Source organism: Paenibacillus sp. J5C2022 (assembly GCF_025567625.1).
Classification (GTDB): domain Bacteria; phylum Bacillota; class Bacilli; order Paenibacillales; family Paenibacillaceae; genus Pristimantibacillus.
In genome coordinates this window covers 23,592-44,683 of the sequence record NZ_JAOQJC010000001.1, presented here as the reverse complement: position 1 = coordinate 44,683, position 21,092 = coordinate 23,592, and the positions used below count along the sequence as shown (strand labels likewise).

24 protein-coding genes are annotated in these 21,092 nt (G+C 52.3%); all 24 read right to left on the bottom strand.

Annotated features, from left to right (window positions below; all coding sequences use genetic code 11):
* Window positions 1–12 precede the first annotated feature (12 nt).
* The 24 genes from M6D81_RS00250 to fliE all read right to left on the bottom strand — a co-directional run bounded on the left by M6D81_RS00250 (window position 13) and on the right by fliE (window position 21,067).
* Window positions 13–882 (bottom strand): MinD/ParA family protein, encoded by an 870-nt coding sequence (locus M6D81_RS00250; RefSeq protein ID WP_262674732.1) that lies wholly within the window; start codon window positions 880–882, stop codon window positions 13–15.
* A complete protein-coding gene (gene flhF, locus M6D81_RS00245) occupies window positions 875–2,134 on the bottom strand; it encodes a flagellar biosynthesis GTPase FlhF (protein ID WP_262674731.1) in 1,260 nt (419 codons plus the stop codon). Before flhF ends, M6D81_RS00250 begins: the two co-directional genes overlap by 8 nt.
* Complete coding sequence (gene flhA / locus M6D81_RS00240) at window positions 2,131–4,161, bottom strand: flagellar biosynthesis protein FlhA (protein ID WP_262674730.1); 2,031 nt, start codon at window positions 4,159–4,161, stop codon at window positions 2,131–2,133. Before flhA ends, flhF begins: the two co-directional genes overlap by 4 nt.
* Before the next feature lie 32 nt (window positions 4,162–4,193).
* The gene (gene flhB / locus M6D81_RS00235; RefSeq protein ID WP_262674728.1) at window positions 4,194–5,282 is read right to left on the bottom strand and encodes a flagellar biosynthesis protein FlhB; all 1,089 of its coding nucleotides are present in this window, start codon (window positions 5,280–5,282) and stop codon (window positions 4,194–4,196) included.
* A 15-nt stretch (window positions 5,283–5,297) separates the two neighbouring features.
* On the bottom strand, window positions 5,298–6,089 hold the full coding sequence (gene fliR, locus M6D81_RS00230) for a flagellar biosynthetic protein FliR (RefSeq protein WP_262674726.1): 792 nt from the start codon (window positions 6,087–6,089) through the stop codon (window positions 5,298–5,300).
* An 11-nt stretch (window positions 6,090–6,100) separates the two neighbouring features.
* A complete protein-coding gene (gene fliQ / locus M6D81_RS00225; protein ID WP_262674724.1) occupies window positions 6,101–6,370 on the bottom strand; it encodes a flagellar biosynthesis protein FliQ in 270 nt (89 codons plus the stop codon).
* A 24-nt stretch (window positions 6,371–6,394) separates the two neighbouring features.
* Window positions 6,395–7,099: a flagellar type III secretion system pore protein FliP gene (gene fliP, locus M6D81_RS00220; protein ID WP_410795678.1), complete on the bottom strand. Its 705-nt coding sequence runs from the start codon at window positions 7,097–7,099 to the stop codon at window positions 6,395–6,397.
* Between the two features lie 40 nt (window positions 7,100–7,139).
* The gene (locus M6D81_RS00215) at window positions 7,140–7,802 is read right to left on the bottom strand and encodes a flagellar biosynthetic protein FliO (RefSeq protein WP_262674723.1); all 663 of its coding nucleotides are present in this window, start codon (window positions 7,800–7,802) and stop codon (window positions 7,140–7,142) included.
* Complete coding sequence (locus tag M6D81_RS00210; protein ID WP_262674722.1) at window positions 7,802–8,164, bottom strand: response regulator; 363 nt, start codon at window positions 8,162–8,164, stop codon at window positions 7,802–7,804. Before M6D81_RS00210 ends, M6D81_RS00215 begins: the two co-directional genes overlap by 1 nt.
* Window positions 8,165–8,184: 20 nt before the next feature.
* Window positions 8,185–9,474 carry a flagellar motor switch phosphatase FliY gene (gene fliY, locus M6D81_RS00205; protein ID WP_262674720.1) on the bottom strand — a complete coding sequence of 430 codons (1,290 nt, stop codon included), beginning with the start codon at window positions 9,472–9,474 and terminating at the stop codon, window positions 8,185–8,187.
* Window positions 9,464–10,465 (bottom strand): flagellar motor switch protein FliM, encoded by a 1,002-nt coding sequence (fliM, locus tag M6D81_RS00200; protein WP_262674718.1) that lies wholly within the window; start codon window positions 10,463–10,465, stop codon window positions 9,464–9,466. The genes fliY and fliM overlap by 11 nt, the downstream gene beginning before the upstream one ends.
* 44 nt (window positions 10,466–10,509) lie before the next feature.
* Complete coding sequence (locus M6D81_RS00195; protein WP_262674717.1) at window positions 10,510–10,971, bottom strand: flagellar basal body-associated FliL family protein; 462 nt, start codon at window positions 10,969–10,971, stop codon at window positions 10,510–10,512.
* On the bottom strand, window positions 10,971–11,195 hold the full coding sequence (locus tag M6D81_RS00190; RefSeq protein WP_262674716.1) for a flagellar FlbD family protein: 225 nt from the start codon (window positions 11,193–11,195) through the stop codon (window positions 10,971–10,973). Before M6D81_RS00190 ends, M6D81_RS00195 begins: the two co-directional genes overlap by 1 nt.
* 61 nt (window positions 11,196–11,256) lie before the next feature.
* The gene (gene flgG, locus M6D81_RS00185; protein WP_262674715.1) at window positions 11,257–12,069 is read right to left on the bottom strand and encodes a flagellar basal body rod protein FlgG; all 813 of its coding nucleotides are present in this window, start codon (window positions 12,067–12,069) and stop codon (window positions 11,257–11,259) included.
* 91 nt (window positions 12,070–12,160) lie between these two features.
* A complete protein-coding gene (locus M6D81_RS00180; protein WP_262674714.1) occupies window positions 12,161–12,547 on the bottom strand; it encodes a TIGR02530 family flagellar biosynthesis protein in 387 nt (128 codons plus the stop codon).
* On the bottom strand, window positions 12,544–13,131 hold the full coding sequence (locus M6D81_RS00175; protein WP_262674713.1) for a flagellar hook capping FlgD N-terminal domain-containing protein: 588 nt from the start codon (window positions 13,129–13,131) through the stop codon (window positions 12,544–12,546). The genes M6D81_RS00180 and M6D81_RS00175 overlap by 4 nt, the downstream gene beginning before the upstream one ends.
* 42 nt (window positions 13,132–13,173) lie before the next feature.
* A complete protein-coding gene (locus M6D81_RS00170) occupies window positions 13,174–14,550 on the bottom strand; it encodes a flagellar hook-length control protein FliK (protein WP_262674712.1) in 1,377 nt (458 codons plus the stop codon).
* A gap of 45 nt (window positions 14,551–14,595) precedes the next feature.
* The gene (locus M6D81_RS00165; RefSeq protein WP_262674711.1) at window positions 14,596–15,504 is read right to left on the bottom strand and encodes a MotE family protein; all 909 of its coding nucleotides are present in this window, start codon (window positions 15,502–15,504) and stop codon (window positions 14,596–14,598) included.
* A gap of 30 nt (window positions 15,505–15,534) precedes the next feature.
* Window positions 15,535–15,981 (bottom strand): flagellar export protein FliJ, encoded by a 447-nt coding sequence (gene fliJ / locus M6D81_RS00160; RefSeq protein WP_262674710.1) that lies wholly within the window; start codon window positions 15,979–15,981, stop codon window positions 15,535–15,537.
* An 8-nt stretch (window positions 15,982–15,989) separates the two neighbouring features.
* Window positions 15,990–17,315, bottom strand: coding sequence for a flagellar protein export ATPase FliI (gene fliI / locus M6D81_RS00155; protein WP_262674709.1), 1,326 nt, complete (start codon window positions 17,313–17,315; stop codon window positions 15,990–15,992).
* A complete protein-coding gene (locus M6D81_RS00150) occupies window positions 17,302–18,141 on the bottom strand; it encodes a FliH/SctL family protein (RefSeq protein ID WP_262674707.1) in 840 nt (279 codons plus the stop codon). The genes fliI and M6D81_RS00150 overlap by 14 nt, the downstream gene beginning before the upstream one ends.
* Entirely contained in the window at window positions 18,134–19,147 is a 1,014-nt protein-coding gene (gene fliG / locus M6D81_RS00145) for a flagellar motor switch protein FliG (RefSeq protein ID WP_262674706.1), read from the bottom strand. Before fliG ends, M6D81_RS00150 begins: the two co-directional genes overlap by 8 nt.
* An 11-nt stretch (window positions 19,148–19,158) precedes the next feature.
* The gene (gene fliF / locus M6D81_RS00140; protein WP_262674705.1) at window positions 19,159–20,730 is read right to left on the bottom strand and encodes a flagellar basal-body MS-ring/collar protein FliF; all 1,572 of its coding nucleotides are present in this window, start codon (window positions 20,728–20,730) and stop codon (window positions 19,159–19,161) included.
* Between the two features lie 43 nt (window positions 20,731–20,773).
* Window positions 20,774–21,067, bottom strand: a complete 294-nt coding sequence (gene fliE / locus M6D81_RS00135; protein WP_262675074.1) for a flagellar hook-basal body complex protein FliE — start codon at window positions 21,065–21,067, stop codon at window positions 20,774–20,776.
* Between the last annotated feature and the right edge of the window lie 25 nt (window positions 21,068–21,092).

The window sequence follows — 21,092 nt, the reverse complement described above, 5'->3', positions numbered from 1 at the left end:
CCTCTCAAAGGACTATCTTGAACGACTGAATAATTTATGCAGGAATCCTTTGACGCCGCCGGCGGAAGCCGCGGTCTGCGGAACTTCTAGAAATGCTTTGGCAATGCTCATAATGGATGCGGAGGCGGCGCAGTCGGGATACAGCAGCGTGAACGGCTTCTGCCGCTTTACCGCTTTCGATACCGATGAATCGTCTGGAATGATGCCCAGAGCGGGCAGATCGCACTGCAGGAATCGTCTCGCTACAAGCTCGATCTTCTCTGCCGTCTCCGTCCCTTCTCTCCTGCTGGAAGCCCGGTTAACAATTAATCGGAAGGTAACCTGAGGCTCCATTCCCTTTACCATCTTGATCAGAGCGTATGCGTCCGTAATGGATGTCGGCTCCGGCGTTGTTACGACGATAGTCTGCTGGGCCGACATGATGAACTTGACCGTCTCCTTCGAGAGACCTGCTCCCGTATCGAACAGGATGACATCGTATTCGCCATGCAGCTTGCCAATTTCCGTCCCGAACCGCTCCAGCTCGCGATCGGACAGCTGCAGCAATTCGGTTACGCCCGAACCTCCGGCTATGTAGTGCAGTCCTTGCGGGCCAAGCTGAATGATATCCCATATCGTTTTATCCTGCTTCAGCAAGTGATACAGGTTGTAGCTGGAGGTGACGCCCATCAGCACGTCAATGTTGGCCATGCCGATGTCCGCATCGAAGACTAGCACCTTGCAGCCGAGCTTCTGCAAGGATAAGGCGAAGTTCAAGCTGAAATTGGATTTGCCCACCCCTCCCTTGCCGCTGGTAATCGTGACCACTCGCGTCGTTCTTTGATTGCGAATATTCTCCTGTTGTCTGACGAGATGACGCAGTGCTTCAGCCTGATCATTCATGGTCAGCCTCTCCCAGCAGCATCTCGACGTAACTCTTGCTATGGAAAGGCGCGATGTCGTCCGGAACAGTCTGTCCGCTTGCAATATGCGTCGGAAGCAACTCATATTCCATCACGAGATTGAATATCGCGCCGTATACAACTGTCTCGTCACACTTGGTAAAAATGGCTTTTCGTATGCCGTATTTTTTGAATCGGTCAGCCAGAAGCGTCATATCCTTGAACTTGCCCGTCAAGCTGAGCACCAGAATGATCTCGCTCTGTTCGCTGCTGTGCAGCAGACTGTTCACTTCCGACACATGCAGCTCGCTGCGGTAGTTGCGTCCCGCCGTATCCATCAATATGAGGTCACGATCCTCCAAAGCCTTGTAAGCCTTGGTTAAATCCGCCGGAGAGAACACAACTTCCATCGGAGCATCCAATATATTCGCATAAGTGCGCAACTGCTCCACGGCGGCAATCCGATATGTATCCGAAGTAATAAATCCGATCTTGCGCCCATGCTTGATGGACTGCTCTGCCGCAAGCTTGGCGATCGATGTCGTCTTGCCGACTCCGGTCGGTCCCACGAATTGAATAACGCGCGTATCCTCGCGGATTCCCTCGTTCGTAAAGGGCTTCAGCTTCGCTGAGAACCAATCGTAAGCTAGCGCCCAAGCTTCCCTCTGAGTCAGGATCTCGCCACGGGACTGCTCTTCCTGCTGCAGCGCTTCTGCCAATTCGTCTATCCAGCGCTGCTCCACCTCCTGCTCCAATAGCCGATTCTGCAGAGCAGCTATAGACTCGGAGTATGTCTGTGCGAACGCTCCGCTTTTGGACAGCTTCTTCATATAGTCGCGAAGCTCCCTGATTTCGTTAATAATGAATTGCTCCTTCTCTTCCTTGAGCGAAGCCGGCTTCGCGGGAGACGACTCTGTCGGTCGAGAGACGTTATGAGCAACCGGTGCGGACTCTGCTTCAGAAGCGGCCGCAGGGGAAACGGCAGCGGCTGTGCCCTTAGAGGATTGCAGCAGCAATTGCTGCAGAGCGGCCCCCACTTCCGGAGCGGGAACCTGCTTCGGCTTGGCAGGCGCCTTCCCGGCGCCTCCTTCGACTGCCGCAATGACTTCCATCTTTTTTTTGCGGAACATGCCCATGAAGCCGCCGACATGAATTTGCTTCGTTTCCAATATGACAGCGTCATGGCCAAGATCGGTGCGAATCATGGCCACGGCTTCAGGCAGTGCATTCACGATATATCGCTTCATTCTCATAGATTGACCACCCCGACGCTTTGTACTTCAATACTCGGCTCCAGCTCGCTGTAAGACAATACCGGCACATCCTGCATCGTTCTCTCAATGATTTGCCTCAGATACATGCGTATCGTCGGCGATGTCAGCACGATAGGCTGCCCGCCCGACTGAATCTGCCGGCTCACCTGATCGCTTAGCCGTTGATACACCTGCTGGGTTGAGACAGGGTCCAATGCGATGTAGCTGCCCTGATCCGACTGCTGAACCGACTCTGCAATCTTCTTCTCCAGTGCTGGTCCGATTGTAATAACCCTAAGCGTATCCCCCTCGGAGGAGTATTGCTGGGTAATCTGACGGGAGAGCGCTTGCCGCACATATTCCGTCAGTATGTCCGGGTCTTTCGTGTAGCTGCCGTGATCGGCCAGCGCTTCGAATATCGTAACCAGATCGCGTATGGAAATTTTCTCCTTCAACAGCTTCGCCAGCACCTTCTGCACATCGCCTACGGTCAAGATGGCAGGGATCAGCTCTTCGACAAGCGCCGGATAGGATTCCTTCACATTCTCGATCAGCATCTTCGCTTCCTGACGGCCAATCAGTTCATGCGCATGACGCTTGACGATCTCCGTCAAGTGTGTGGCGACTACCGAAGGCGGGTCGACCACTGTATAACCCGACAGCTCCGCTCTCTCCTTCATCTGTTCATCGATCCATATGGCAGGCAGCCCGAATGCGGGCTCCATCGTCTCGATGCCTACGATCGAATCGTCCTCGAAGCCCGGACTCATCGCCAGATAATGATTCAGCAGCAGATCGCCGCGCGCAACCGTATTGCCCTTGATCTTGATCACATATTCGTTCGGCTTCAATTGGATATTGTCCCTGATCCGAATGACCGGTACGACAAGTCCGAGCTCCAGCGCGCATTGCCGGCGGATCATAATGATCCGGTCCAGCAAGTCTCCGCCTTGCGAAGTGTCCGCGAGCGGAATCAAGCCGTAGCCGAATTCGAACTCAATGGGATCGACCTGCAGCAGGCTGACGACACTTTCCGGACTGCGCACTTCCTCGATCTCCTGTTCCTCTACAAGCAACTCTTCTTGCTCCTGCTTCTTCTCGAATGTGCGCTGCATGAACCATGCGCCGACGGCGAACAGAATCGCGAATGGCCATGTTCGCAGAATGCCGATCGGCGTCAAGCCGAGCATGGCGATCGCGCCAGCTGCAACGTACAGCATTTTCGGGAACTTGAGCATCTGCCCCGTCAAGTCCTCTGCCAGATTGCCCGTCGACGCTGATCGCGTCACGATCAGACCTGCTGAGGTGGAGATGAGCAATGCAGGGATCTGCGCGACAAGGCCGTCGCCGATCGTCAGAATCGAGAATCTTTCCATCGCTTCCTGGAAGCCCATGCCGTGAATGGCCATACCGACGATGAATCCACCGATCAGGTTAATGATCAGAATAATGATCGTCGCAATGGCATCGCCTTTGACGAATTTGCTGGCGCCGTCCATCGCTCCATAGAAGTCCGCTTCTCTCTCGATCTTGGAGCGGCGCTCCTTCGCCTGCGCTTCATTGATCAGCCCCGAATTCAGATCGGCATCTATGCTCATCTGCTTGCCCGGCATCGCATCCAGTGTGAATCTGGCCGCAACCTCCGCTACCCGCTCCGAGCCTTTCGTAATGACGATGAACTGCACGAGAACGAGAATGAGGAAGACGATAAATCCGATAATGACTTCACCGCCGCCCACCCATTTCCCGAAAGTGTCAATGACATCGCCAGCCTCTGCATGTTTCAGAATGCTTCTGGTTGTCGATACGCTGAGCGCCAGCCGGAATAACGTAGTGATTAGCAATATGGCGGGAAATATGGAGAAGTCCAGCGCTTCCCTTGTATTCATCGCTACCAACAGGATCGTCAGTGCGAGCGAGATATTCAGTATAAGAAGAATATCGATGAGAAGGGTCGGGATGGGAATAATCATCATAAGTACGATGCCAATGATTCCGACGATTACTATTAAATCCCTTACTTTCATGAGAGTGCCTCCTCCCGCACGTTGATGTAGACTTACACTCGACCCTTCATTTTATATACGTATGCCAGCACTTCAGCCACAGCCTGGAACAGATCGCCCGGTATCGCATCACCGATTTCGGCCCGTTCGTACAACGCTCTGGCCAGCGGCTTGTTTTCCATCGTTATGATGCCATACTCCTTGGCTACTTCCTTTATCCGCAAGGCGACGTGGTCCATCCCCTTCGCTACAATCGTCGGCGCATCCATCTTCTCTGCATCATACTTTAGCGCAATGGCGAAGTGGGTCGGGTTCGTAATGACGACATCGGCTTTGGGCACTTCCTGCATCATGCGCTGAAGCGCCATCTTCCGCTGCCGCTCGCGAATTCGGCTTTTGATCAGCGGATCGCCTTCGGATTTTTTGTACTCGTCCTTAATATCCTGCTTGGACATCTTGATACTCTTCTCATGCTCGTATCGCTGATACATAAAGTCGAAGTAAGCCAGCACCGCAAGCACGGCTCCAATCAATATGCCAAGCTTCACGGTCAATCCTGCGGCAAAGGAGAATATCCGCTCGATCGGCTGCATGGAGAGCACCAGCAAGTTGTCCCATTCGTTCATTATCGTGATATAGACCAAAATAGCGATAATTGAAACTTTCAAGATGCTCTTCAAAAACTCGACAAGGCTCCTCATGGAAAAAATCCGCTTAAAGCCCTCTATCGGATTCAGCTTCTTCAGCTGCATCTTCAACGGCTCTCCTGTGAACAGAAAGCCGAATTGTACAACGTTGCCTACTACGCCTATAACCATAACGATGGCGAATATGGGAAGGAGCATGAGCAGGCACTTCATCAATACGTTCATTAACAAGTCCATGACATTCTGCGGCGTTACTTGCAGCAGGAGCCAATCTTCGAACAAGCTGTGAAACAAACCGTATATATGCTGGCGGTAATAACTTCCTAGCATAAGGAATGAAGCAAATACGAACAGAAGAATAAATGCGCCCGGCAAATCAGCAGACTTGGCAACTTGTCCTTTCTTCCTGGACTCCTGCCTCTTCTTCGGGGTAGCCTTCTCCGTCTTCTCTTGGTTGAACAGCTGCAGATCCAGCCGAAATCTGTATGCTTGCATAATACCAGCCTCCTATTAAGCGCCAGGCGGCCCTTGTACAATTCCCATCAGCTGCTCTAGAGACTGGAACAGGATTGAAAACAGCTTCTCGAACAATATTGCCATCCCGGGCATTAGCAGGAAGAGCAAAAACAAGCCTACAATGATCTTGAGCGGAATGCCGATTACAAATACGTTGAATTGCGGCGCCGTCTTGGTCAGGAAGCCGAGCCCCACGTCCGTCAGAAACATGGCGACGACAAGAGGAGCCGCGACCTGCACAGCCAGCAGAAACGTATTGCCGAACACTCTTACCAAATAATCGGAAATGCTGCCGCTCATCATCCTCTGGAACAGCTCATTGGACAAGGGCATCCATTCGTAGCTGTCCATCAGGCCCGCCAGCAAGTAGTGGTGGCCGTTCATCATCAGAAAGACGAGCAACATCAGCATATACTTGAAGTAACCCAAGAGCGGAGCGGAAGCTCCGGTATGGGGATCGACCACATTCGCCATTGCGAATCCGATCTGCAGATCCATGAATGCACCGGCAGTCTGGACAACAGCAAAAAACAAGTAAACGACAAAGCCGAGCAGCAGGCCGATTAGTATTTCGCGTATCAGCACAAGCACATATTCCGCATTCGGCACCATTGTCTGGTCGAAGCCATAGGTCAAAAAAACAATAAGTGCGATAAAAAAACTCAAGCCAATCTTGAATACGTTGGGCACTCCTCTGGAGGAGAACACGGGAACAACGACGAAAAACGCTGTAATTCGACAAAAGATTAACAAAAAAATAGGAAAGCCTTGTACGATTGCATTCATTCATCCACGACCTAACCGATGTAATTATGAAGATTGTTCAGCAATTGGTAGGTGAAATCGACAACCGTATTCAGTATCCATGGACCGAATATAATGATGGAAATAAAGACAGCCACAATTTTCGGAACGAACGCAAGCGTCTGCTCCTGGATTTGGGTTGTCGCTTGAAACACGCTGACGAGCAGACCAACAACCAGAGCAAGCACTAGCATGGGAGCACTGGCTTTCAGTACCGTAAATACAGCCTCACCGGCCAGGCCGATGATGAAGTCGGCACTCATTCCTCTTCCTCCTCTTCAGGTTCCTCATGTGTTAAAGCTTAGCAGCAGGGATTTGACGATCAGATACCACCCATCGACGAGTATGAACAGCAGCAGCTTGAACGGCAGCGAGATCATAATGGGCGGAAGCATCATCATCCCCATCGCCATGAGCGTACTGGATACGATCATATCGATGACAAGGAACGGTATGAATATCATAAAGCCCATCTGGAAAGCCGTCTTCAATTCGCTAATGGCATAAGCCGGAATAAGAACCGTCAAGGGAATGTCCTCGTAAGATGCCGGCTTCTCCGTCTTGGTGTAGTTCATGAACAGCAGCAAATCCTTCTCCCTTGTATGGGAGAACATGAACTTCTTCATCGGTACGGCTGCTTGCTCGAAAGCTTCTGTCTGTGTAATCTCTCCCTTCAAATAAGGCTGCAATGCCACTTCGTTCACTTGGCCGAATGTAGGCGCCATAATGAAAAAGGTCAGAAACATGGCGAGCCCAATCAACACCTGATTCGGAGGCATCTGCTGCGTACCGAGAGACGTCCTGACAAAGCCAAGTACAATGACGATACGCGTAAAGCTGGTCATCAGCACCATAATGGCAGGCGCAATGCTCAATACCGTAATCAGCAGAAGAATCGATAATGCGCTAGTCCCCGGCGATTCGCCGCTGCTATCGCCGATATTAATTTGAACGTCGGGCAGAGAAGTAGCGAATGCTCCGCTCGGCATCATCAAACATAACAGAGCGACTATAGCAAGAGACAGCAACCTCTTATTTCTCATCATCCATCAACCGTTCATCTCTAGTTTTGTCTTGCAGCATGCTCTCGAGCTGCTGCTTGCGGTCGGCTTGCTTCAATAGCTTCTTCTGCAGCATCTGCTGGAAGGAGTCGGCATCATTCCGCTCCCTATGGTCCAAGGCCGATTGCTGCTCATCCTTCCCTTGCACTCCCGAACGCCACTTCTTCAGCTTGTCGCCCCAATCGGCGGACATCCATCCGCCCTCGCTCTGCTGCTCCATTGCAGCGACGACCGCGGCTGCCTGCTCCGGATCGTCCAGCTTGTCCAGCAAAGTGACATCTTCTCCCACACCTACGATGTAGACGCGACCTGCCAGCTCTACGACTTGCAGAGAATGACTCTGACCGAGCGATATTCCGCCGAGAGAACGAAGGGAGCGATTCGCCCCCCAAATTCTGTTGCGTCTGGAGAGCCACTTCATAGCGAATACGACAAGCACAATAACGATGGCCAGACTGACCATAACCCATACCAAGCTCCCCAGCAACTCCCCAGGCTCGCTTATCGGCTTCAGCTGATCATCCTCGGTTGTGCCGCCGCCGAAACCTCCTGCCCATGTACGGACAGGCAGGAACGGCAGCAATGCGCAGGATGCGGCTGCGACACGCGCGGCATATGTAAAGCGGCGCATCATTATCCCAACGTTTTCTTGATCGCTTCGATAACGCGATCGGATTGGAACGGCTTGACGATAAAGTCTTTGGCGCCTGCTTGAATCGCATCGATAACCATAGCCTGCTGTCCCATCGCAGAGCACATAATGACTTTCGCGCCGGCATCCAGTTGTTTAATTTCTTTCAAGGCCGTAATGCCGTCCATCTCCGGCATCGTGATGTCCATCGTCACCAGATCCGGCTTCAGCTCCTTGAATTTTTCAACCGCTTGTGAGCCGTCCTGCGCTTCTCCAACGACCTCGTAGCCGTTCTTAGTTAAAATGTCGCGAATCATCATACGCATAAATGCTGCGTCGTCTACGATAAGAATGCGGTTTGCCATCTTCATTTCCTCCCAGGGTGTTATTGTAATTTTTGAATTCGGTCCCATTGGCTGACGATATCTGTTACGCGCACGCCAAAGTTCTCATCGATGACGACAACCTCGCCCTTGGCAATCAGCTTGCTGTTAACCAGAATATCCACCGGTTCGCCGGCCAGCTTGTCCAATTCGATGATCGAGCCTTGCGACAGTTCCAGAATATCTTTGATCTGCTTCTGGGTCCTTCCTAATTCTACAGTGACTTTGAGCGGGATGTCGAGCAATAAATTCAGATTTGTCCCGTCTCCTTGCGCGTATGACGAAGAATTGAAATTCGCGAATTGTACAGGCTGCACATTCACATTTCGATTCATTCCTTGCGGCCCGCCTGCAGCGGAATTGAGCATCGACATATCGTAATGCTGAGGCGGCATCTGTCCCATCGGCATCGATGGCGGCACGTTCATTGATGCTGCGGCTGCCTGTTCGGCTGCAGCTTGCTGCATATAGGCTTGCTGTTCGGCAGCAGGTTGCGGCGGAGCAGACTGGGACTGCGGCGGCGCAACCTGCTGTGGAGCGGGTTGTGCTGGCGCCTGCTCTTGTACAACATCTTGGGACGCAGGCAGCGCATCGGATGTATCCTCGCCCATCAGCGTAGCGACCATCTGCTTGGCGAACGAGACCGGAAGCAACTGCATAATCGTAGAATCGATCAAATCGCCGATCGTCAGATGGAACGATACTTTAATGAAGACATCCACCGGCGGCAAATCATTCACACCGTCTCCGCTGCTGACATCCAGTATGTTGATGCCCGGCGGAGAAATGTTGACAAACCGGTTGAATATCGTCGACATCGATGTTGCCGAGGAGCCCATCATCTGGTTCATGGCTTCCTGAACGGCGCTAATATGTATCTCGTTCAATTCCTCAACGGTAATATCGCCTTCGCCGCCCAGCATCAAGTCCGCAATAACTTGCGCATCCTTCGTGCGAATGACCAGAGAATTGATGCCTTCGAACCCGTCCACATATTGTACAGTTACAGCTACATGAGGCTTGGGAAAGACATCTCCCAGCTCCTCCCTGCGAATCAGCGAAACTTGAGGTGTCGTAATGTCGACCTTCTTGCCCAGCAAGGTGGACAATGCGGTCGCCGCACTACCGAATGTAATGTTGCCGATTTCACCCAGCGCATCTTGTTCGATCGATGACAAATAATCCGAAAGCTGCACTTCGTTGGCAGGAGCCGGCACTTCATCAGGCTCATTGGAGGATTGACGAAGCAATGCGTCGATTTCCTCTTGTGACAAATAGTCTTTACTCGTCATAGTCTTCTTCCGCTCCTTCGCTTACAATCTGTTCCACTTGAATTGCCAGCCTATCTTTAACCGAGCCGGGGCTGCCGATAAATTTCAGCTTCTCTCCAACCTTTATTTTCAATCCTTCTTCAACAGGTTTGTCCAATACGAGAACATCGCCGGCAGTCAGCCCAAGAAACTCGCTAATGGTAATGGCAGTCTCTCCAAGCTCTGCAATAATAGGAAGCTTCGCTTTATGAACGCGCTGCTCCAGCATTTCCACTTCTTCCGGTATGCGATCTTTCTTCTGCGATACAAACCAATGATGAACGGACAGTTTTGGCATAATCGGCTCCAGCACGACATGCGGGATACACAGATTGATCATTCCCGTCGTATCGCCGATTTTGGTGCTGAAGGAAATCAATGCAATCGTTTCATTGGGCGATACGATTTGCATGAACTGCGGATTCGTCTCAAGCGCTTCAAGCCGAGGCGAAATGTCGATGACCGTCTTCCATGCTTCTTGCAGGCTGTCGAATGTTCGGGCGAAGATACGCTCCATGACGATCGTCTCGATTTCCGTCAAGCTGTTTATTTTTGAAGGCGCAGAGCCCGGACCTCCCAGCATCCGGTCCAGCATCGCGTAAGCGATGTTAGGATGCACTTCCAGCACCATCCGGCCTTCGAGCGGCTCGGCTTCGAATATGTTCAAGATCGTCATCTTCGGTATTGAGCGAATAAATTCGTCATAAGGCAGTTGTTCTACATCGACAACGTTGATCTGAACGAACGTTCGAAGCTGTGCAGAGAAATAGGTTGTCAAATATCGCGCGAAGTTCTCGTGAATACGAGTAAGACTTCGAATATGATCTTTCGAGAAACGAACTGCGCGCTTGAAGTCGTATACACTTACTTTGCGCGAGATCTCTTCCTTCTTCAAATCCTCGGCGTCCATCTCACCGGAAGACAACGCAGCGAGCAGAGCGTCTATTTCATTCTGCGATAGTACATCAACCACATCTCTCACCTCCTAGTGAGGGTATTCGCGTTACATTATGTCTTTTAAATTTCTGAGAGCAGGAAATTCGTAATTTCGACCTTGATCAGCTTTCCTTTTGGCAGCATAGGATTGATCAAGTTCAGCAGCTTGGCCTCCAGCGCGTCTTCGCCAGCCGATCCGTTAAGCTCGTCGACCGACAGGTCGGCGACCGTCCTGCTGATAACAGGTCTAATCTCGATCTCAAGCAGCTTGTCGAATTCTTCTTTCGTCTTTTTGCTATCCAGTTGAAACGCAAAATCCAGCATGACCAAATAGTCCTGATCCTTCAGATTTCTGCGAAAGTCCTTCAGCTCCGAAGTCACTTCCACCCGCTCTTTCGCAGAAAGCTCCTGTACCTTGACCGTCTTTGGCTTATTGGCGTCTGCGGTGTCCGAGAACATGGATTTGAACAGAATAATGCCTACAATTGCAATAAGCGTAATGGACAGTAATATCGTTATTAACCATGGCAGCATCTTTTTCATTATGCAGGATCCTCCGTTTGTACACTCTTGTCAACCGCGGCAACGAGCCCGATGGATTGAAGAAACTGTTGATTGAGCAGGATCAGCTCCGAAGCTCTCTCCTTAACTACAAGCTTGTTGCCGGTCGAAAGTGTAATGACCGTATCGGCCGCCTCTTCGATCATCTCGATCAGAAGCGCGTTGATGACCAGTTTCTTTCCGTTCAGACGCGTTACGGTAATCATCAGCTACCCCCTCCAATTGCGGGGGACGAAAATCGCCCCCCAATATCAGACCGCTAATTCATTATCGCTTCAAATTCACGACTTCTTGCAATATTTCATCAGAGGTGGTAATAATTCTGGAGTTGGCCTGGAAGCCGCGCTGAGCGACGATCATCTCCGTGAATTCGCCTGTCAAGTCCACATTGGACATCTCCAGCTGTCCGGCAATGATCTTGCCAGTGCCCACTTCCGGATCATTCGGAGCTACCAGCTCGAATTCGCCATCCGGGTTGGCATTGACGGTCATCCGGTACAGATTGCCGCCCATCTTCTCCAATCCTCCCGGATTGACCACTCTCGCCATTCCGATCTGTGCGACCTCCACTTGCCCATCAGCCGTCACGCCCAGAATCATGCCGTCTTGACCGATAGAGAATGCCGTCACCTCTTCATCCAGCACGATCGGCTCCCCGTCCACACTCAGGACGAACAAGCCGTCGCCATTCACAAGTTGACGGTTCGCATCCAGCGTGAAGTTGCCGGCACGCGTAAGCATCATCTCCGCATCACCTCCGGCGGATACGACGAAGAATCCGTCTCCGTCGATGCGCAGATCAGTCGCTTGATTCGTATTCATAGAGCTGCCTGGCGTATGTACCGTATCGATCGAGCTGATAGCAACGCCCAAGCCGATCTGCTTGGCATTGACGCCGCCGCGCTCTCCCTCTTCCGGTGCAGTTACGCCGGCGACGGTCTGGCTGAGAATGTCCTGGAACATAACGCGCCCGGCCTTGAAGCCAATCGTATTGACATTGGCGATATTGTTGCCGATCACGTCCAGTTTCGTTTGAAATCCTCTCATTCCGGAAACACCCGAGTACATCGATCTCAACATGGATAATATGCCTCCTATACTTTAGTCATGCATTGCTTGAGCTGCTTCAGTCGGTCCGCAGCCCGTGGCCCCCATTGCGGTCCGGCCTGTATCAAGATAAGATAATCGCACTATCGATCTGCGTGAACACATTGCTCTTCATCGCTTGGCCATCCAAGGCGGTCACGACGGTTCTCGTCGGCACATTTACGATCATGGCGATGTCGCGATAGACGATCAGGGAATCCTTAGCGCCCTTTAGCGCCGCTTCATCGACAGCCTTCATGATCTGCGTCAGCGATTCCGGCTTCAGCCTGATCCCCCGCTGTTCCATGCGAAGCTCGGCGTGATGGCTGAACTTAAGCAGCTCCGACTGGAGCATATTCCGGAATTCGGATGGAGCGGCGGTTTGCTCCTTCCCCTGCACTGCCCTTCTGTCAAGCGATAAGGGCGTTCCTTTTACCGGGAAGAAATGTCCAATTTTCACACTGTCGCTCATGCGCCTTCCCCCTCACCAGGGGTTCCGCCGTTATCGCCCGAATTGCCAGTACCACTGCTGTCCCCAGGATTCTCGGGATCAACTTCTCCAGGCTCTTCAGTGCCCGGCTCCTCCGGCTCAGGCTCTCCAGGCTCTTCGGTATCCAGCGGATCATCAGAGATCGAGATGACGTAATCCATGGCAACTTCCTCGTCCCCGACCTTCGCGTACAATAATCCGTCCTTCGATAGTACGGCATCCACTGTCCCGCTTAACGTAACCACTTCGCCTTGACCATCGTACTCGTGCCACTGTATCGACTTGCCGATAATACTGGACGCTGATCCGATGCTTTGGCGCAGCAGCGCCAGCTCGTTGGCCATGTTCATCTGTTGCTCAACAGCGGTGAATTGCGCCATCTGGGCGATAAAGTCCCGGTCCTGCATCGGCTGCATCGGATCCTGATTGCGCAGCTGAGCGACGAGAATCGAGAGAAACTGGTCTTTGCCCAATGCATCTGAAGGCTTCCGCTTATCCGCTTGCATAATATTATCTTTACTGTAATGTGGCCATACGACGCGAGGTCCAACTACGCTATCTGCCAATTCTGTTCACCTCCATTCTCAAGAAGCGGAAATGTCCACACACTAGATTGTTTCGTTGATGGCGCGTCCATAGCCAAGTCCTTGTATGGCTTCCTGCTGGGACAATTCCGATTGAAAGGCGGACTCGTTATCCCCGTCGGCATTGTGGAAGCCCTGCTCGCGGGATGGAGAGCCTTCCCCTTGTCCTCTGCCGTCATGGCCGGAGAACAAGTCGGCTGCTTCGCCTTGCGTCACTTCAAGCTTGTCGACGTTCAATCCTTGCATCTGTAAAGCGTGCCTCAGATGAGCCAGCTGATTTTCCAGCATTTCTTTCGCTATCGCATTGTCTGCCTGGAACAATGCCGTCAGCAGACCGTTCTGAACGGTGATCTTCACATCCACTTGACCTAGCTGTTCAGGGAACAGCATCAATTTGGCTTCGGATACTCCGCCATGAGCGGACAGCTGAAGCTTGGATACCAGTAGACCTGTCATCGTCTCCGCGAACTCGTCGGCCAACACATAGGCAGTCGGCGAGGATGCTTTGACCAGAAGCGGCATCATCTCTCTCGCATTATCGGGCCGCATGAACGGAATCGGCATGGTAGCCTCCCCTTCCGGCGTGTTGCGAATCGTATCCATCATGCCGGCTGTGCCCTCAGCCGTGTCCGTCACGACCGGTTGCATAACGGAAGGATGAAGCGACTGCTGATTAAGACGTTGCAAAAGCGCAGCGGCATCCTTCGTCTGTGGCAGCACCGCATCAGTCTTCAGCCAGTTCGGGAGCGTCTGCTGATCATTGTTGCTTCGCTGAACCTGCGGCTGTGCCTGATCATCCAATACAGCTTGCAAGGCTTGCAATTGATGAGCAATCAGCGTTAGAGGCTGAGCGCCTTGCATCGTCATTGGCCGATTGCCTTGCTGCAGCACCATCTGCATACGCAGCAGCGCGTCCTGAAGCATGTTCTTCACCTGCTCCGGCGCAGCATCCTGCAGTTGCTGTCCGGCTTCTGTCCCATCCGCTTGACCAGCGGCAGCCAGCGAAGCATTGGACAGCATCGGCGCCCCCATCCAAGCCAGCAGCTCTTCCATCTGCTGCAGCAAATCCCGCAGCTCATCAAGCTGCTCCTCGGTTAATGGCTTGCCGCCTTCTCCAAGCTCCTCCAGCTTATCGGTCAACAGCTCGATCATGGCCATTAATTGCTCAACCATAGAAGCGTCTCCCTCTGTCGCCTTTACCGTCACTCCCGCGAGCAAAGCTGCAACTTGCTGCATAGGCGCGGCTTCCATCATCTCGCCTTGCCCTGCTACATTCCCCGTACCGCTAATTTGCTGCACGAGCATATGCTGAAATGCCGGGGACGATCCTCTCCCGCCCGCAGCTCCGCCAATCTGGCCTGCAGGCTGAACGGGAGCAACACCTGGAAACATCATTTCCATTTTTTTCACCTCCTTTCCATGAGGAGTAGCCTCGAACCTTCATCACTACGCATCTGCCATTAATGCAGACACGATTTGAGCGGTCACTTTCTCATCCTGATCCGACATGGCCGACAATATCGCCGACCGCGCCCCGTCGTTGACAGAACGGAGCACCCGCAGCACTTTCGTTGCATTGATCTCGCGCATTTTCAGAAGCAGTTCGGCCGCGCTCACCGGGTCCATCGCCGCGAAGGTTGCGCCTAGCTGCTCTTCATCCAGCTTGGTGGCGGAGGCTCCGTTGTCGCCTTCTCCGTCCTTGTCCAGCCTTGCCTGCAGTGCCGCAATCTGCAGATCTTTTACCGGCACATTGTCCTTCAGCATCACTGTCGCATCAGCCGCTACTTTTGGACTCATCTTCTCCATGATCCGAACGCGGTCGTCCGCGCGCATATACGAGAACATGAGAACCATTTCTTCCAGCTGCATATTTTGGATGATAGGAGCTGCTTTGCTTGGCGTCATCTTGGTGAACATGCTCGCAAGCTCGCCAATTTTTGCGCCATATTGCTCGTCCTCCAGCTGCTCCGTTTCCACCATCCGTTTTAATTGTGCATTTTCTCCTTGCAGTTGCGCCACGATGTCTTCTTGCGTTTTTTTGTCTTCGTTGGCTTTAGCCAGATCGGCTGTCAGACTGGCTTGTTCTGTCTCCAGCTCCTCAATTCTTTCGGTCATCTTAATCGTTCGGATGCTTTCATCATCCATGGCATTGCCTGCAACCTTTGGTTCAGGCAGCACGTTATTAAGGACAGGAACCGATTGGCCGAATTGCAGCGCGCGATTGCGGAAGTCGACATCGAATATGGTCAACAGCACAAGGAGCAGCACAGCGACGAACAACAGCGGAATTGTGAAAAACATGAATCGTTCAAAGCCGCTAGTTCCTTTTTCAACACCTGTATCCGCCAATTTCATCACTCCCTCTTGCAGGCGTTCAACTTTCTCTTATGGGGTCGGTACCATGAAACGGACGGTTGCCAGCTCATCCAGCTCGTTCTGTTCCTTCAGCTGCAGCGCTTGACGAAAGCGGGATAACGCATGGTCCTTGGCTTTCAGCCAAACCTTCTCATCCTTCATCCGGTCGGCAAGCCGGTCGCGCTGCTGGGATACATGCCGCTCCGCCTGCTGCACGTCCTTCTGCTTATTGGCGATGCAGGAATCAAGATGGTCCAGATATTGGCCGATTGTCTGAAGCTCGGACAACGGGATGGCATTTTGAGCCGCGCTGTGAAGCCGCTCCTCCCATTCCTGCTTCGCTATAAGCAATTGCTGGAGGGACTGCTCTTCTGCGGCCAATGAGCTTAGGGCACTCGACAGGAGCCATTCCGCTTGCATTTTCTCGCTGCTCTTCAGATCGACAATTTTTTGGAACGAATATTGAAAGGTAGCCACTGATGCACTCAACTCCTATAAAATTCGTTGATCAAACGTTCTTGAGCTTCATGAAGCGTGGTCTTTTCCGACGTTTTTTGCTTAGTAAATGCCTGTATTGCATCAATATATTGCAAGGCCGCATCAATTTCTTTGTTGGAACCTTGTTGATACGCCCCTATATTGATGAGGTCTTCCGAATCTCTATAAATAGAGAGCAGACGCTTTAGCTCGTTAGCCGCATCAAGCTGCTGTTCCGACACGATTTCCTTCATGACGCGACTTACGGAGGCCATCACATCAATCGCCGGGAATTGGCCTTTGTGGGCCAGATGCCTGCTGAGTACGATATGGCCGTCCAGAATGCCCCTAACGGCATCCGCGATCGGCTCATTCATATCGTCGCCATCCACCAGCACAGTGTAGAAGGCTGTAATGGAACCGCTCTTGCCGGTACCGGCGCGCTCCAGCAGCTTCGGCAGCGCGGCGAATACGGACGGGGTGTAGCCGCGGGTAGCGGGCGGCTCGCCGATGGCAAGCCCTACTTCGCGAAGTGCCATCGCATAGCGTGTGACGGAATCCATCATAAGCATGACATTCAAGCCGCGATCGCGGAAATATTCGGCGATCGTCGTCGCGATTAGAGCGCCTTTCATCCGGATGAGCGCCGGCTGGTCCGAAGTGGCCACAATGACGACAGATCTGGCCAAGCCTTCCGGCCCGAGATCCTTCTCGATGAACTCCAGCACCTCTCTGCCGCGCTCGCCGATCAAGGCGATGACATTGACATCGGCAGAAGTGTTGCGAGCGATCATGCCGAGCAGCGTGCTCTTGCCGACGCCCGAACCGGCGAATATACCGACACGCTGTCCTTCGCCTACCGTAAGCAGTCCATCGATCGATCTGACGCCGATGCTGAGCGGATCTACTACTCTGGGCCTGTCGAGCGGATTGGCCGGCTCATTATGCGTCGAGTAGTGCGGCATTCGGCTAGGCAGCCGCGATCCGTCAAGCGGATGACCTAGACCGTCGAGCACTTTCCCCAGCAGCTCGGAGCCAACCTGGACGGTCAGCGGCTTGCCGGTGCCGACAACATCGCATCCGGGACTGATCGCATGCAGCTCGCCAAGCGGCATCAGAATGACCCGGTTATCTCGGAATCCGACGACTTCCGCTTTCAGCGGCTTTACCCCCTTGGCGGGATAGATCAGACAGACGTCGCCGATGCTGGCGTCGGGTCCTTCCGACTCTACCGTCAACCCGATGACTTGCGTTACCTTGCCGTTGACGCGCACGGGATCGATGGTTCGGATATGCTCGGTGTACTTGCGAATGTCAAGATTAACGCTGCTCATCGCTCAGTCCTCTCTCCTCGGCGCTATGATGGGCGATGCTGATCAGCTCGCGTTTGATCTCGGACAATTGCGTATCGATGCGGGCATCGATGCTGCCGAATACGGAACGGATGACGCAACCCTTGTCAGTTACCGACGCGTCGGGAAGAATATGAAGCTCGGCCTGCGAATCGATCGCGGCGTGCAGTTCTTCTCTTGCAGCCTGTACAAAGGCCAGCTCCGAAGGTGCGACACATAACGTAATGACGCCTGTCTCCCGTCTTCTGGAGAGCGACTTGCGTATCAGCTCAATTGCGACGTCAGGCGATAAGCTGAGCTGTTGTCCGATAATTTTCTCTGCGATCGTACAACTTAACTCAACGAGAAACGGCTCCGCTTCCTGAATGATTTGCTCGCGCATCGCATAAGCCTGCTTCAACACATCGGCCGACTCGCTCAGCCTATCTTGCCATTGCTGCTGCAGCTGCGATTTCACCTCTGATTCGCCTTGTGCGAATCCTTGCTCGTAACCAGACTGTCTGGCTGCTTCAGCCGCGGCTTCGTCATCTGCCCGCTTCTGTTGCCACCAGCCGTCGATTTCTTCCCGGGCGGATGTCAGCATCGCCTCGCATTCCTGAGCAGCCTCTTGAAGCCTGTTCCCAGCGAATGCCTGCGCATCCTCCAGAATCTGATCCCGAAGAGAGATCGTCTCTTCGTCCGGCTCCGGTTCCCGTTCGGGCTCCTGCACTTCTTCTTCTTCAGTCGCTGCAGGATAACGGTTCAGCCATTGCAGCTTTTTGAATTCATCGATCGGAATAACGCTGGAAGACTTGATCAATCTAGACAATGATGTCATCTCCTCCGCCGCGAGCTATGATGATCTCACCGGATTCCTCCAGTCTGCGTATCGTAGCGACAATGCGCGTCTGCGCTTCTTCGACATCACGCAACCTGACAGGACCCATGAATTCCATCTCTTCCTGGAACGTCTCGGCCATGCGCTTCGACATGTTGCGGAATATAGCCTCGCGCACTTCTTCGCTTGCCACCTTGAGCGCCAGCTGAAGATCTGCATTCTCGACATCGCGGATAATGCGCTGAATGGAACGATTGTCGATGTTGACAATATCTTCGAAGACGAACATCCGTTTCTTGATCTCTTCCGCCAGCTCAGGGTCTTGAATTTCCAAAGCGTCGAGTATGGTGCGCTCCGTGCCGCGGTCAACTCCGTTAAGCACTTGGACGATCGCATCGATTCCGCCTGCGTTCGTATAGTCCTGAGTAACTGTTGCGGAAAGCTTCTGTTCCAGCACTCTCTCCACTTGAGAGATGACTTCCGGCGATGTGCTGTCCATCAGAGCGATTCTTCGCGCCACATCAGCTTGCTTGTCTTGAGGCAGTGAAGACAGAATTTGCGACGCTTGCTCCGATTGCAAGTAAGACAATACAAGCGCAATTGTTTGCGAGTTCTCGTTCTGAATAAAGTTCAATATTTGAGCGGGGTCCGCCTTGCGGGCGAAATCGAACGGCCGTACTTGCAGTGTGGCCGTAAGCCTGGTGATGACTTCCATCGCTCTCGATTCGCCAAGCGCCTTCTCCAATATTTCTTTCGCATAGGAGATACCGCCTTGCGAGATGTACTCCTGCGCCAAACAGATTTGATGGAATTCGCTTAAGATGCTTTCTCGCGCTTCGCTGTCGACCTTGCGTACATTGGCGATCTCCAGCGTCAGCTGTTCAATCTCCTCGTCTCGCAAATGCTTGAATATTTGTGCGGACACTTCTGGTCCAAGTGTAATTAGCAAAATTGCGGCCTTCTGGCGACCCGTTAAACCTTGTGCAGCTTTAGACAATTTCAGCACCTCTATTCATCCACAAGCCAGGTGCGTAGAAGGTTGACGAATTCGTCAGGTTTGCGTTTGGCGAGTGTCTCAAGATTTTTGCGAGCTTGACTGTCGTTGTTGACACTTTCCAGATCAAGCGTCGGATATTCGACTTGGGAAGGCGTCTCCATCTCATACTCTTCCGGCTCTTCCTTCTTCCGCCTGCGTACGAGCATGATTCCGAGTCCACCGATCAGAGCAAGCGCGGCTGCGCCGATTCCGATTGCCCATGGTAGCGATATGCCTCCCGCTGTTGACGATTCGCCGCTATCCGCGAAGTCCCGAGCAATCAGGGATACCTTCTTGTTGATGAGCAGGTCGTCGTTTACTTCCTGACCGGAATCCGCCAACTGGGAACGAACCAGCGTCGTCAGGTAGTTCATGATTGATTCTCTGTCTGCTTCGTCCGCAAGCTGCTCAGCTTGAATGCCGACGCTGATGGACAAGTCCTTCAGCAAATAAGGAGACGACTCGATACTATTGTTGATGCGGTTCACTTCATAGTTCCGAATCTGCGAATTCGATTCGGATGTAGATTGATCCTGCCCTCCAGCTTGGTAGCTTGGAATATCCGTCTCTCCGGTACCCGCCACTCCGCCTACCGCTCCACTGGAACCTGTCGATGACGAGGATTGAATTTCTTCGCTAATGACAATACCGTTGTTGTTGTTGTTATCGAGCGGCTTCACCAGATTCTCCTCGCTGCGCTTCTTGTCGAAGTTCATGCTGCTGGAGACGCTGACGACGAGATTGTCCGGTCCGACGAGCGGACCAAGGAATTGCATAATATTGCTCTTCAGGTCTGTTTCGAATTTGCGTTGGATTTGAAACTGCATTTCTACTATTTCCGAACTTCCCTTGATCGTGTTGCCTTCGTGGGAAGGCACGAGCACGTTCTGTCTGCTGGAGATGGTAATGTCATCAATCGCCAGATCCGCTACTGTAGCGCTGACCAGATTATAATAACCATCTATTTCCATCTGGGATGGCCGATAGCCCGGCTTGAACTGCATGACGATGGCAGCCGATGCCTTCTTCGCATCCTCCGGCGTGAGAAACACGCTTTCTTCAGGAGAATTGATGAGTACCTTTGAACTCTCCACGCCTTCCAGACTGTTCAGAAGCTTCTGGACTTCGCCATTCAGCGCATTTTGATAGATGACGTTGAACTCGTTCTCCGTTGTCCCAAGCTGTGACGTCTTGGCGTTGAAGATGTCGAATCCGATGGAGCCATTTTGCACCAGTCCCTGTGAACCGGCTTCCACCTTAACTCGGGCAGCGTCCTTGCTAGGTACAGATATGCTTGTCCCTGCTGCGCTTAGCTCGTAGGGGATGCCGCTTGCATCCAAGTAACCCATCACAGCGGCTGAATCAGTAGCATCCAGATTTTGAAATGCGATTTCATATTCAGTTCGAGTAAATACGATCGTCAATAAAATAATCGCTATTAATATTCCGCCTACTGATGCCCCCAACCAATTTTTTTGTTTTTTGCCCATCTGACCCCAAAATTGCTTGAGCCTTTCGCGATATTGGGCGATTTTCTCGTTCACGTTGTCACCTCACCCAAATTCTGTGCTGGAAAAAGAAGTAGATTTAGATTTGCATCCGCATCATTTCCTGATAAGCCTCTACGACTTTGTTGCGGACTTGTGAGGTTAGCTGCAAACTGAGTTGTGCTTTTTCTGCGGCAATCATCACCTGTGTGACATCAACTTGCCCCGTTAAATACAAATCGTTCATTTTGTGAACATTTTTCTCTTGGGCGCTTACCCCATCCAGAGCTTTCTGCAGATATTGACCGAATGTTTCTGTCAATTCCGCTGGTGTCGCTTGTTGAATCAGTTTATTCTCGCTTGGCTTGACAAGCAAGCTGGAGCCTAACGACATCGCTTCGATCACTAATTATCCCTCC

Excerpts from the sequence above, each read along its gene's own strand:
- M6D81_RS00250 (WP_262674732.1), bottom strand. The coding sequence starts at position 882 with ATGAATGATCAGGCTGAAGCACTGCGTCATCTCGTCAGACAACAGGAG.
- flhF (WP_262674731.1), bottom strand. The coding sequence starts at position 2,134 with ATGAGAATGAAGCGATATATCGTGAATGCACTGCCTGAAGCCGTGGCC.
- flhA (WP_262674730.1), bottom strand. The coding sequence starts at position 4,161 with ATGAAAGTAAGGGATTTAATAGTAATCGTCGGAATCATTGGCATCGTA.
- flhB (WP_262674728.1), bottom strand. The coding sequence starts at position 5,282 with ATGCAAGCATACAGATTTCGGCTGGATCTGCAGCTGTTCAACCAAGAG.
- fliR (WP_262674726.1), bottom strand. The coding sequence starts at position 6,089 with ATGAATGCAATCGTACAAGGCTTTCCTATTTTTTTGTTAATCTTTTGT.
- fliQ (WP_262674724.1), bottom strand. The coding sequence starts at position 6,370 with ATGAGTGCCGACTTCATCATCGGCCTGGCCGGTGAGGCTGTATTTACG.
- fliP (WP_410795678.1), bottom strand. The coding sequence starts at position 7,099 with ATGATGCCGAGCGGAGCATTCGCTACTTCTCTGCCCGACGTTCAAATT.
- M6D81_RS00215 (WP_262674723.1), bottom strand. The coding sequence starts at position 7,802 with ATGATGCGCCGCTTTACATATGCCGCGCGTGTCGCAGCCGCATCCTGC.
- M6D81_RS00210 (WP_262674722.1), bottom strand. The coding sequence starts at position 8,164 with ATGGCAAACCGCATTCTTATCGTAGACGACGCAGCATTTATGCGTATG.
- fliY (WP_262674720.1), bottom strand. The coding sequence starts at position 9,474 with ATGACGAGTAAAGACTATTTGTCACAAGAGGAAATCGACGCATTGCTT.
- M6D81_RS00195 (WP_262674717.1), bottom strand. The coding sequence starts at position 10,971 with ATGAAAAAGATGCTGCCATGGTTAATAACGATATTACTGTCCATTACG.
- M6D81_RS00190 (WP_262674716.1), bottom strand. The coding sequence starts at position 11,195 with ATGATTACCGTAACGCGTCTGAACGGAAAGAAACTGGTCATCAACGCG.
- flgG (WP_262674715.1), bottom strand. The coding sequence starts at position 12,069 with ATGTTGAGATCGATGTACTCGGGTGTTTCCGGAATGAGAGGATTTCAA.
- M6D81_RS00180 (WP_262674714.1), bottom strand. The coding sequence starts at position 12,547 with ATGAGCGACAGTGTGAAAATTGGACATTTCTTCCCGGTAAAAGGAACG.
- M6D81_RS00170 (WP_262674712.1), bottom strand. The coding sequence starts at position 14,550 with ATGGAAATGATGTTTCCAGGTGTTGCTCCCGTTCAGCCTGCAGGCCAG.
- M6D81_RS00165 (WP_262674711.1), bottom strand. The coding sequence starts at position 15,504 with ATGAAATTGGCGGATACAGGTGTTGAAAAAGGAACTAGCGGCTTTGAA.
- fliI (WP_262674709.1), bottom strand. The coding sequence starts at position 17,315 with ATGAGCAGCGTTAATCTTGACATTCGCAAGTACACCGAGCATATCCGA.
- fliE (WP_262675074.1), bottom strand. The coding sequence starts at position 21,067 with ATGTCGTTAGGCTCCAGCTTGCTTGTCAAGCCAAGCGAGAATAAACTG.